At 36.4% G+C, this 12,228-nt stretch carries 5 protein-coding genes and 1 pseudogene; all 6 read left to right on the top strand.

Annotated features, from left to right (window positions below):
• Positions 1 to 3: 3 nt before the first annotated feature.
• The 6 genes and pseudogenes from ACB088_RS09410 (at position 4) to ACB088_RS09385 (ending at position 12,228) form a co-directional block, all read left to right on the top strand.
• Positions 4 to 4,812, top strand: coding sequence for an RHS repeat-associated core domain-containing protein (locus ACB088_RS09410; protein WP_375036772.1), 4,809 nt, complete (start codon positions 4 to 6; stop codon positions 4,810 to 4,812).
• The gene (locus ACB088_RS09405) at positions 4,800 to 5,195 is read left to right on the top strand and encodes a hypothetical protein (protein WP_199990829.1); all 396 of its coding nucleotides are present in this window, start codon (positions 4,800 to 4,802) and stop codon (positions 5,193 to 5,195) included. Before ACB088_RS09410 ends, ACB088_RS09405 begins: the two co-directional genes overlap by 13 nt.
• Positions 5,196 to 5,230: 35 nt before the next feature.
• Positions 5,231 to 5,635 carry a hypothetical protein gene (locus tag ACB088_RS09400; RefSeq protein ID WP_375036771.1) on the top strand — a complete coding sequence of 135 codons (405 nt, stop codon included), beginning with the start codon at positions 5,231 to 5,233 and terminating at the stop codon, positions 5,633 to 5,635.
• Between the two features lie 118 nt (positions 5,636 to 5,753).
• A pseudogene (locus tag ACB088_RS09395) lies at positions 5,754 to 6,092 on the top strand (hypothetical protein); the annotation flags it as partial.
• A 345-nt stretch (positions 6,093 to 6,437) separates the two neighbouring features.
• On the top strand, positions 6,438 to 9,218 hold the full coding sequence (locus ACB088_RS09390; protein WP_375036770.1) for a DUF2345 domain-containing protein: 2,781 nt from the start codon (positions 6,438 to 6,440) through the stop codon (positions 9,216 to 9,218).
• A 7-nt stretch (positions 9,219 to 9,225) separates the two neighbouring features.
• Positions 9,226 to 12,228: a hypothetical protein gene (locus ACB088_RS09385; protein WP_375036769.1), complete on the top strand. Its 3,003-nt coding sequence runs from the start codon at positions 9,226 to 9,228 to the stop codon at positions 12,226 to 12,228.

Here is a 12,228-nt window from a genome sequence, read left to right as displayed (position 1 = left end):
AAAATGTCTGGAAAAACAGAAGTTGTTAAACCGTTATCAGAAGTTGCTATTAAAGATGTTAGCCATTCAAAACAAAAAATAGATAATTGGTTAAAAAGTCATACTCATCAAATTGTGACATTAGACTTAGTCGCAAGTGTAATGGGGACCATTCCAATTATTGGAAATGTAATGGCTGCCATCGATGTGGTTTCCGATATTTGCTATATCTATGATAAAGGTTTTCAAAATGCCGATATTATGGATTGGTCCACAATGGGTATTGACCTTATTGGGATTGCACCTGTACCAGGAACAACAGCAATTCGTATGTCTGCTCGTCCAGCCCTGTTTCTAGTCCGCCAAGAAGTTAAACGTGTGGGTAAAGCTGCTTTAGGAGAAGCAGTTATTGTGGTGATCTCTAACCATTTAAACGATCAGGTTGCAGGGGATATAGAAAAATTCTGCAAAACTGGGTTAAATAAACTAAATTCAATTTTAGCCACTTGTGGTGGAACAGTCCAAAATGCAACGGCACAAATTAATGGCGGAATTGTTCGAGTTGTAACAAAAGGCCAAGTATTTACAAATGCAGGCTCAAATACAAACCGCGCTCAACAGCAAGCTGCCGGTGTTATTAAAGGAATAAAAAGTGGTGACTTAACGCGAGCTGGAAAAAATTTAGTTTACATGACCGAAAACTGGGGGAAGGCTCTTATTAAAACAGGAGCAAACTCCAATGCTAAAGTTGTTACTTCTTTAGTTCCAGCACATTTAAAGCAGCCGATATTAAATGTAGGCGCAACGATTAATAAAATTGGTATCACTGCCAATACTAAAATTAAAGGCTTGGGAAATGCAGCGCAGCCGCAAACAATTGGGTGGCTATTTGATGTATTAAGAATGAGTGCTTCTAAATTTAGGAAAAAGAAACCAGCTCAAGTTAAGCCAACTCAAACCACACAAGTCAAACATGACAAGAAAAATAATAAATTAGAAAAGGCGAATACTGAACACGACGCGACTCATAATGCGAATGCATGTAAAAACTGTAAAGGTGGTGCGACTAAACGATCAATTACCTTTGCCATGGGTACTGAGTTTTTAAACCATACCGATGCACAAATTCACCCGTTACTAATAGAGCAATTTTCGAGAACGTACGTATCGAACTTATATCAGTATGATCAATCGATTTTCGGAGCGCGGTGGATTACACCTTTTACAACCAAGATTGCTCGTTGTTCTAGTTACAACATAAATGAACCTAAAGAACCGATTGAGCAAGAAGGTTGGGAGTATATTGGCAGCGATGGCCGTCCTGTTCGCTTACTAGAGCTAAAAGTTGGGCAGAGTTACTATGATGAAGTAGAAACTTTTACTTATACAGTTGTCTCACCTGAAATTAGAGCAATTTCATATGGTGTTTCAGAAACTCGCTTCTATCAAAAATATAAAAATGAGTTTCGTTTAGTCTCCATAGAACGTCAAAATGGATTTAGTATCGGACTACGTTATGACTATGAATTAGAAAATGGTGATAGCTATTTATCCGACATTATATTTAAACAACAACAACAAATATTGGCGCATGTAGCATTACAAATTAACGATGTTCAGAAAGTTGTTGCAGCTTGGTTGGTTGAAGATGGTCAACTGATTAGACAACTATCAGCATATCAATATAACGAACAAGGCGATTTAATTAAGGCAACCAATGAGTTTGCTGCCTCTTATGAATATCAATATCAAACTCACTTATTGACTCGTTATACTGATCTTACTCAAAGAGGAATGAACTTAAAGTGGGATGGTGTTTTACCTAGCTCAAAAGCCATTGAAGAATGGGCCGATGACTATAGTTCCGCTACTAAATTAGACTGGGATGAAAACGTTCGAGTAACTTCAGTCATGGATATCGATGGTAACGTGACTGAATACTATTATGGTATTACGGGTTATACCTATCGAATTATTTATCCAGATAATTTACAAGAATGGTTCTTTAGAGACCAAGCAAAAAATATAACATCGCATATTGCTACAGATGGAACAGAAACATCGTATACCTACGACGAACGCGGTAATGTCTTAAGTATGGTTCAGGCCGATGGCTCAACCTTCTATTATGAATACGACGAAAAAGATAATCTGACTGGTTTTGTTGACGCTGAACAGGGGCGTTGGTTTAAAGAATATGATGCTTCAGGAAATATAATTAAAGAAATTGATCCACTGAAGCGTGAAACAGCCTATGCCTACAATGCAATGGGATTGGTGACTTCCATTCAAGATGCTAAAGGCGGTAAGAAGACACTCAAATATGATGATCAAGGCAACTTGGTTACTTATACGGATTGTTCTGGTAAAGAAACGCACTGGCACTACGATGATCGCGGGCGCGTCAAATTTATTGAAAATGCCTTAAAGCAAAAAGTTGAATATTTCTATACGGAATTAACTGCTGAACCAAGACAGCCTCTAAAAAAAGGCTTACCACTAAATGCTTTTGGACAGCTCGAAAAAATTAAGCATGCTGATGGTACTGAAGAACATTTTATTCATGACGAAGAAAGTCGTTTATTAGTTCATGTTGACTCTAAAGGACAGCAGACACGTTATGAATATGATGCAGCTGGTTTAATTACTAAGCGTATTGACCCATTAAATCAAACTTTAAAATATCAATGGGACCGTTTAAGTCGCTTAAAACGTTTAATTAATGAAAATGGCGCAAGTTATGAGTTTGTCTATGATGCTACGGGTCGATTAGTAAAAGAAATTGATTTTGATGGCAAAGAAACTGTCTATGCGTACGATGAATATAATGGGCGTCTGACTACGAGTATTGAGGTCGCTTCTGCCTATGGTCAAGATTTCAAAGACCGTGCTGCACCTAAAGACCGTGTTCAGCAATTTATTTTTGACAGCATGGGCCGTTTAGAACAACGCACAGCAGGATATGGCTATCAAGGGCAAGAGCTTGAAGAAAAGCAAACAGAAGAATTTTCTTATGATGGCTTAGGTAATCTAGTTCAGGCCAAAAATGCCGAAACTAACCTGCAGTGGTTTTACGATGCCGCAGGTAATTTAATTAAAGAGCATCATCAAGATGTCGTGACACAAAAAACTGCTGTGTGGAAACACGTCTATGATGAATTAAATAATCGAACCACAACCATCAGACCAGATGGACAGAAAATAGATTGGCTGACTTATGGAAGTGGGCATGTCTATGGCATGGCTTTAAATGGTGAAGATATTGTTAGTTTTGAGCGAGATGATTTACATAGAGAGACATTACGACACTATGCAAATGGTCTTAGCCAGCAACAACGTTATGATGAAGTCGGACGTTTAACTCAGCAATTAATGTTGAATGGGCATGACAAAGGTTACCAGGCCCAAACTCAAAATAATGCCATCCAGCATACCAATCAATTGATTGAACGCTTATATCACTACGATAAAACAGGTGAGTTAACGCTCATTAAGGATACTCGTCGTGGGGCCATTCACTATAAATATGATCCTGTTGGGCGTTTATTAGAGGCAACTAGTAAACTTGGGAAAGAGACTTTTAATTTTGACCCAGCAAGTAATATTTTAGATCGATATAACACTACCAAAGAGCAATCCTCACAGCATACTGCCACTGAAAAAGGTCTTGGCTATAACCGCTTAGTTAATAATGTCGTGCAGGAATATCTTGACCAACAATATCAATATGATGCTTTTGGACAACTGATTCGACAAAAGTCATCACAAGGTGATTTAAATCTTGAGTGGGATGTGTTGGGACGTCTTGTTCGTAGTCGAAACAATCAATACACGGCGGATTATCGTTACGATGCTTTGGGCCGACGTATTCAAAAAAGAAGTAAGCACCACCATACATGTCAAGAGCAGAACATTATTTATGGTTGGGATGGTGATACTTTAGCTTATGAATCTAGCGCTGATATAACTAAACACTATTTCTACGAAAAAGATAGTTTTGTGCCTTTGTTGCAAGCGGCTTATCGTCACTCAATTGAGCTACATCACACGCAAGATTGGACGGAAAAATCGTATAGCATTTATAAAGACCCATTGTGGAATACAGTAAAACAAAGCCAAGGTTTTGATGATGTATGGTTCTATCACTGCGATCATTTAGGCACACCACAAGAAATGAGTAACCAAACAGGTGCCATCGTCTGGAAAGCTCAATATAAAGCTTGGGGTGAGTGTAAGGTAGAACAAGCTAAGTCGGATTTCTTTGAAAATTCAGAAATTATTAGCAATAACATCCGTTTCCAAGGTCAGTATTTTGATGGTGAAACAGGGCTTCATTACAACCGTTATCGTTATTATTCGCCGTATGTAGGGCGGTTTATTAGTAAAGACCCGATTGGTTTGTTGGGTGGATCTAATATTTATGCTTATGCACCGAATCCCGTCGTTTGGGTTGATCCTTTGGGATTAGAACGAATAAAATCACCTAAGACAATTCGATATAGCCAAAATGGCTATAGCCCATGTTTTGGAGATGGAGGTAATGTGAATGGTCTGGCCCATAGATTGGCAGCAGATCCCTCTTATGCTGCCAAAGTCGAACCGATTAGATTGGTGAGGTTTAAAGATCTTCCACAGAATGTCCAAGCAAAGTTATTGGAACAAGGTGCCAAAAGCAATATGGTATATTCACTCGACAATAGACGGTTAGCCGCTGCAAAACAGTCAAAAACTGGCGTAAATACACGATGGGCTACTCCTGAAGAAATACAGCAAGAAGCCACTTTACGTCGATTCTCTACAAATGATGCAGGAAAAACTATATGTCACAATTAAATTTTTTACCAATTCACACAAAGTTTGGGATTCTTTCATCTCGCACTGATTTTTGGTTAAATGGGTTTAAATTTAACCCACAAGGCAATAATTTGGAAGTTGATTTAACATTTAGTCAAATTAAGAAAGATGAAAAGGGTAAAAGTTTTAAAACGTCTGAGTTGTTATCAGTTGTTTTTACAAATGTTAATAATTTTAAAATGTTTCAATATGATGATTTTGAGCATATTTATTCTCATAAATCCAATTCAAATTTAGACTATACAAATTATGACCAGAATGGCTTGAATCTCTATCTTTTATGGACATATGATCACTGCTTTGAAATATATGCAAAAGGTTACTCTTTTTTACCAACAATAAATGACAGGAGTGTAAGTTAATTAGAAATAGGTTATATAGATTATTATTTAAATACATGAATTTATTAGAAATAATTGAAAATAGTGATGATTCAAAGTTATTGGATTTGAGTTGTGATCAAGATGAAATTACGTTGACTATAGCTCATGATTATCTTGATAAAATTATTCGTATCACTTTTCCTTTTCAAAACTTTTTTAGTAGTTTTTCGAGTAAAAGTGATGGTATATGCTTTTTATCTATTGAAAATATAAAAGACACACTAAATGTAAAAAATGGAGTTTATATTCCTTCTACAGATTTTGGTGATTTTATGTATGACGTGAGAGAAGGTAATAGCAGTGGATATGGTTTGAGAGAAAGTAAATTTAAAATTTTTTTTAAAGTTATAGGAAGTTTTAAAGTAGTCATTCCCGTTGAAAATTTTGAAAAAATCAAAATTGAATTTTTAAGTAATTAATAGATAAAGTTTTAAAAGTATTAGTCTGGCTAATGCTTTTAGAACTTAAATAATTCTTAGGTGTATTTTAATATATAGTTGAAATATTCATAACTTTTTTAACTAACTTGTAGGTTTTGTGAGCTTTTATACAATTTATCCATCTGAGTATATTGATAGAGATTTTTCTTTTGATTTGAAAGGAAAGCAAGAAATTATCGTTGATTATTTTAAATTTGATTTAAGTGATAATTTTTTAAAAAATCCTAGAATAAATTTAGATTATGATAATATTTTTTCTGATCAATTAAATGAGATATTAGAAACTGATTTTTATTATTCATCTTCTGGAATTTTACTATTTTCAAAAAGATTTTTTAATGAAATGAAAGAAATTCTTGAAGATGAGAGTGATTTCTATAAGTGCTATATGAAGAATGAAGAGGTAGATATTTATGCTATGTATATTAAGAGAAAAAACAATTTATTAGATGAAGATGACTTCATAAAAAAAGATCTTGTAACAGATGACTTTTTTATTGCTAGAGATACGGATAAACCTTATATCTATGTAGTAAGTCAAAAATTTGTGGATACTATTAATAAATTTAAATTAAAAATGAATTTCTTAGAATACTAAAATATTAACAACTTTTAAAAGTGAACTAATAGCGTAAGTTGTTAATTCACTTTTTTATATTTATCACGAATAGCATTCTCATTCATTCGTGTATTCATATGGTTAAGTTTTTCTTTACAAAATAGACAGATGTTTCTGTATTTTATAAAATAATGCCAATCCTGACAAAATTTTCATAAAAAGATGTTATCTCATATACATAGAATTCTAGAAGATTTGGGTATCAGCTCGCAAAAACGCGTGCTTCACGTTCAGTTTTCTAATCCATCGTTGAATACTCAAGTCTTTTTACAAAGTATTGAAGGGCAGCATCAGCTAAATGAAGGACTGACTACTGATTTATTTTGTCTTTCTACCAATGCCCATATTTCATTAAAACAATTTATTGGTTGTCAGATTGCAGTCGATCAAGTAACTGATCAGGGGCAGCTATTTAGAACTACAGGAATTATTACAGAAGCCAGTCAGGGGCAGAGTGATGGTTCATTAACATTGTATAAATTGAAACTACAAGACCCGACCGTGCTATGGCATAAACGGCGAAATAGCCGCGTGTTTATGAGTAAAAGTGTACGGGATATCACTGAAATTCTATTTACAGAATGGCAGAATAAAAGCCGATTGTTTGCGTCTAGCTTAACTTTGGACTTAAAAGGTCTGACACAAGACTACGATGTACGACCTTTTGTCATGCAAAGTAATGAAACGGATTATGACTTTTTAATTCGACTTTGGCGTAGTGAAGGCATTAACTGGTTAATTGATGAAGCTCAGTTGTTTGTCACTAATAGCGCAGATGAGATTCAACCGCAAAAATTACGTTTAATTGATAATAATGAATCATATCTAGCATTAAATCGAAGAAATATCCGTTATCACCGCAGTAGCGCAGCTGAACAGCAAGACAGTATGATGAGCCTTGTGGCAACCCGAAACTTGCAATCTACAGCTGTGCATGTGCAACGCTGGCAGGCTGATGCTTTAAGTCAAGAAGAAGGCATGGGCAGTGTTCAGTCAAAGCATAGTCATAGTGCTAATCAGGATAATGCGAGTTTAAGTCTAGAACATGCATGGCATGTCAGTCCTGCTTGGATGCAAGACTTAAATGAGGAAGACCAAGCCACCGCATCGGGTCACCAGCAGCTAGAAAAACTCAATCAAAATCTATCTGATTATTATGCGTCTCAATCGAAATATTTCCGTGCACAAACTACGGTACGTGATACGCAAGTTGGCTATTGGTTTGAATTGAATGAACATCCAGAAATAGATACCCATAGTGGGCCAGATAAAGAGTTTTTGATTATTGGGAAAAGTTTCTACCAGCAAAATAACTTACCAAAAGATTTGCAGCAGCAAGTCAATCAACTTTTTAGTCAAAGCCAGTGGCAAAACTATCAATCAGGGCTAAACGACCAGACCGAACGTCAGGGTAATGAACTTATCTTGTCGCGTAGAAATATTAAAACTGTTCCTGAGTATCATCCGTTAGAGCACCGACCAGCAGCTTACCCACAGCGCGCTAGAGTGGTAGGCTTGGAAGGCGAAAGCATTCATGTCGACCAGTGGGGGCGCATTAAAGTCCGTTTCTTATTTACCCGTGGTGACGACCATAACCATGATGGCGGAGCAGGAAGCAACAATAATGACACCGACTCGGCTTGGGTTGATGTGCTCACTCCGTGGGCAGGTGAGGGTTACGGTGCACGCTTCTTACCACGTGTGGGTGAGATCGTGGTGATCGACTTCTTTGACGGCAATATTGACCGTCCATTTGTGGTGGGCCGTATTCACGAAGCCGAACGGCATCCAACGAAATTCGATCAGAAAGGTCAGCTACCCGAGACCAAGAAACTCAGTGGTATCCGTTCTGAAGAAGTCGATGGTAAAGGATTTAACCAGCTACGCTTTGATGACACTACAGGCCAGATCAGTGCTCAGCTACAAAGTAGCCATGCGGCAAGCCAGCTAAACTTGGGTAACTTAAGCCATCCAAAAGATAAGGCGGAGAGTGAAGGTCGTGGTGAAGGTTTCGAACTCAGAACTGATCAGTGGGGTGCAGTCAGGGCGGGAAGTGGCTTACTCATTAGTACTCACAAACAGGATCAAGCTCAAGGCGTACATCTAGACGCAAATGAAGCTAAGCAACAAATCGAAGGCAGCCTTAACAATGCCAAAGCACTCAGTGAAGTGGCTAAAAATCAGCAAACTGACCCGTTAGATATGCTTGAGAATATTCAGACTTTCTTAGAGGTTCTTAAACAAGAAGACCCTAAAAAGGCTGCTGAGTTTCAATCGGCAGTGATGCTGTTGGCATCTCCAAAAAGTATCGGTATAAGCACTAATGAAGATATCTATCTCAGTGCAAATGGTCAGTTCACTCAAAGTGCTGGTGACAGTATTAATCTCAGTACACAAAAAAATATAGTGGGTCATGCGAGTCAAAAAATAAGTCTATTTGCCGCCCAAGAAGGTGCTCGGCTTTTTGCTGGTAAAGGTAAAGTTGAAATTCAGGCACAAGGTGATGCCTTAGATGTGATTGCTCGAAAAGGTGTGCAGATTACTTCAACCGAAGACACGGTTTTTATTACTAGTCCAACTGAAATTAATCTGACCGCAAATGGATCTCAAGTTAAGTTGAATGGTTCAGGCATTTTCCCTGTTACTGGCGGTAAGTTTGAGGTGAAAGCTGGTCAGCATTTGTTTATGGGGGGAGAACAAGTTACTCCTCCTAAAAAGCAGGAAAATAAACCTTATTATTTGACTTTTGAAATTACTGATTTAGATGGAAAGCCAGCGAAAAATGTAGAGTATATTGCTTTTAGAATGGATGGTAGCCGGCAAAAGGGGCGAACTAATGCCCAAGGTTTAACTCAAAGATTTGAAACTGATGGCTCAGAACAAATTTCCATTCATATTAGTGATGAAAATGCTTCTAAATATAAACTAGCGGCAAAAGGTTAGAGATATAATGAATCCTTATACTACTTTTGAATATACAATAGTTTTCTATAATCAAAGAAATAAAGAATTACCAAATGTAAAATACAGCATAATCTTTTTCTGTGAAGATGGGACGAAAGAGACTTATAAGGGTGCTACAAACCCAAAAGGACAAACAAAACCAATTTCATTAAATCAAAATGGAAAATTGCATATTTTTGTTGAGGGGCATGAAACTATTTTCAGCCCTAAGAAGACTATAAAGCCTATTTTGGCTGAAGGAAGCAATATAGTTGAAGTAAATGCCATAAGCCTTAATCAAAATGCTTTTTTCTTAACAAAAGCTCAGTATGAACTCAAGCAGAGAAAAGCAAATAAAGATTTGGAAGAGCTAAGAAAAAATGCTAAATCAGTTAAACAAAAAAACTTTTTTAACTTGTCAAAAATACAACCAACTTTTCCTTTGGATTTAGCAGAAGAATTAAATGAAAGAATTAATATGTCTTATGAGGAATATAAAAAAAAGAATACTCATGTCGTAAAAAAAACAAAATATCTTAAGTTTAAAAACTATGCTTTATATAGATTTATTGATAGTGCAGGAAATGGGATTCCAATTGTAGATTATCAAATTTTTGCTCAAGATCAGAGTAAACCCTTAGTTAATTTGAAGCCTGGCCCACCTGATAGAAAAGGGTATACTCAATTAGCTTATACGTATTTGAAGAGTAGAGTTACATATACTTTAGGAACCACAAAAAAAAATAGTGAATGGTATGAGCCAATAACTTGTGTAGATAAACAAGTTATTTATCAAATTATTTTTCCTACTTCAACAGCGGTAACTCAGCCTGATATTAATCATAAGGAAAATATGGGTGCAAGACAAAAACCACCTATTGTGATTAACCCTTGCACGAATGAAGTGCTTGTTTTACCGCCCGCAGTCTATGCTGAATTTGATAAAAAAACCAAGATATTATCTGATGCAGTGAAGGAAGTTCATAAATCTAATAAGGATCTAACACAAGCAATCCAAAGTCGTGATTTAGAAGAAATTAAAGAATTGGAAAAGCGTTTAAATATAAATCAGGAAAAAGCCATTGAAAAGATTAATGGTGAATTTAAGCAAAGAGCTGATTTAAGAGAAGTCTGGGTAGTTGAGAGCACGGGTAAAACAAACGAACAAGCATCTAAATATAATTTAAAACGACGTTATTTAAAAGTTACTGAATATGAGGAGTTAAAAGCAAAGCGTAGGAACCCTCAGACAAGTGTAGATGTAACCGCGAATCAATATACAGTACAACAACCTGCACAAATCCGTAGTAGTTTCGAAAAACTTTCGCAGCAACTTTTGACAGCAAAAGGGAGTGTTGGAAGTGATGAGAAAGCTGTTTATAACCTAATAGGAGGTTTGGGTGGGGAAATTGCAGAAGAATACAAAAATAGTAGAGATATTACAGTTACCCAAGAAGCACAATGGATGCGCATGGTCGCAGGGGCAAGTGGTGAAGGTTCAATAAGTGCTGCGCCGAAAGGTGTAAGTATTAAGGCTTCTGGAGATATGTCGACTAAATGGACATTATTTGAAGGAGTGAAAGAGTGGCGTAAATTTTATCCTTGTGAAACAGGCTGGAAACTTGAATATGATAACTATGATTTAGGAACAATCCGTTTTTTAATTGGGGCTGAGATATCTGGTTTTTCAGGAGCAAATTTAGGGATCGCTGGTAATCTATCCGTTGATATTTCTTATCAAGGCACAACTCAGGTCGTAAAGGCTGCGGTAAGACCAACAGAAAGATCAATGAGTCAGATGGTAGATCGTAATAAAAAGCCTATGTTTCAACCTGCGCAAGGAAGTTTGAAAATAATTGGTGATAATCAGGAAAATGCACAGAATCAGGGAAATATTGGTATTAATGCATTTGCTGGAGCTCAAATACAAGGTTTACTTAAAGGGGCTATAGAGTGGTTTAAGCCTAAAGGTGATGGTAGTGGTGAGGGCGAGTTTGTGGCAATCGCTTCAGCTGCAGCTGGGGGGGGAGTTAGTATGGGAGCAGGTGCGCAAGGCCAATTTCAAATTGGTTATGACCCTGGTTCAGGCAATTTTAAAATATTGGTAGCAGCTCATTTGTGTTGGGGCGTGGGAGCAAAAGGAGTTGCATCATTTGTTGTGGGCACGGAGCATTTATTGAGTTATCTTGGTTTTGTTAAGTCACAAGTTGCTCATGCAGGATTTAAGACACTTCTATATATAAATGAAACGGCATTTTTGTTGGCTGCACAAGTTCTGGCCTATTGTATCGGCGAGAATCATCCAGTAATTGGTGATATAAACAGAATTGCAGCTTCATATGGAGATTGGATTAGAAGACTAGATATCGACCAAGGACGTTATAAAACTGCACAAAATATTAATTCTAGTTCTGGGAAGAAGGAGTTGTTGTATGCTACACCAGAGACTAAAGGAATATTATTATATGCAGTAACTCATTGGACAGATAAAACTGCTCCAATTTTTGATATGAATGTTAAATTCTCAGATATGAAAATTGAATTCTTTCCAACTCGTAAGACTGCAGTAATCAATATTTTTAAAACATGTATTTCTACAGAAGAATGGGAAAATACGATTCAGCATATTCATCCACGTGGTAATAAGCTTACTCAAAGTCAATTAGGTAAAGTGGAAGGAGATATTATTCGTTTTCTTAATTATGGGAGTGATGAAAAGTACGCAGAAGATATAATCCATTGTCTAAACTCTGGTATAGAATATAAAGGTACCCAAATTAATGCATGGCTTCAGGATTATTTAAAATATCGTAAAGGGGCAAAAAAAATAGCAGGTTCTTTGAATTACATGTTGGTAAAAAATCAGGATGATAGTCGATTTAAACAACTAGAAATACAGCAAGGTGTATGGGAAGATTCAGAGGATATAACACTAATAGCAAGTAATGTAGATGTTTTATCACCTTTTGATCAAGATAATACGGATAAATATGAAACATATAATGTGTAA

It is taken from the genome of Acinetobacter sp. RW6, assembly GCF_041956835.1.
Classification (GTDB): Bacteria; Pseudomonadota; Gammaproteobacteria; order Pseudomonadales; family Moraxellaceae; genus Acinetobacter; species Acinetobacter calcoaceticus.
Note: the sequence above shows the minus strand (reverse complement) of the source record. Positions and strands in the feature narration are given on the sequence as shown.

Excerpts from the sequence above, each read along its gene's own strand:
- ACB088_RS09410 (WP_375036772.1), top strand. The coding sequence starts at position 4 with ATGTCTGGAAAAACAGAAGTTGTTAAACCGTTATCAGAAGTTGCTATT.
- ACB088_RS09405 (WP_199990829.1), top strand. The coding sequence starts at position 4,800 with ATGTCACAATTAAATTTTTTACCAATTCACACAAAGTTTGGGATTCTT.
- ACB088_RS09400 (WP_375036771.1), top strand. The coding sequence starts at position 5,231 with ATGAATTTATTAGAAATAATTGAAAATAGTGATGATTCAAAGTTATTG.
- ACB088_RS09390 (WP_375036770.1), top strand. The coding sequence starts at position 6,438 with ATGTTATCTCATATACATAGAATTCTAGAAGATTTGGGTATCAGCTCG.
- ACB088_RS09385 (WP_375036769.1), top strand. The coding sequence starts at position 9,226 with ATGAATCCTTATACTACTTTTGAATATACAATAGTTTTCTATAATCAA.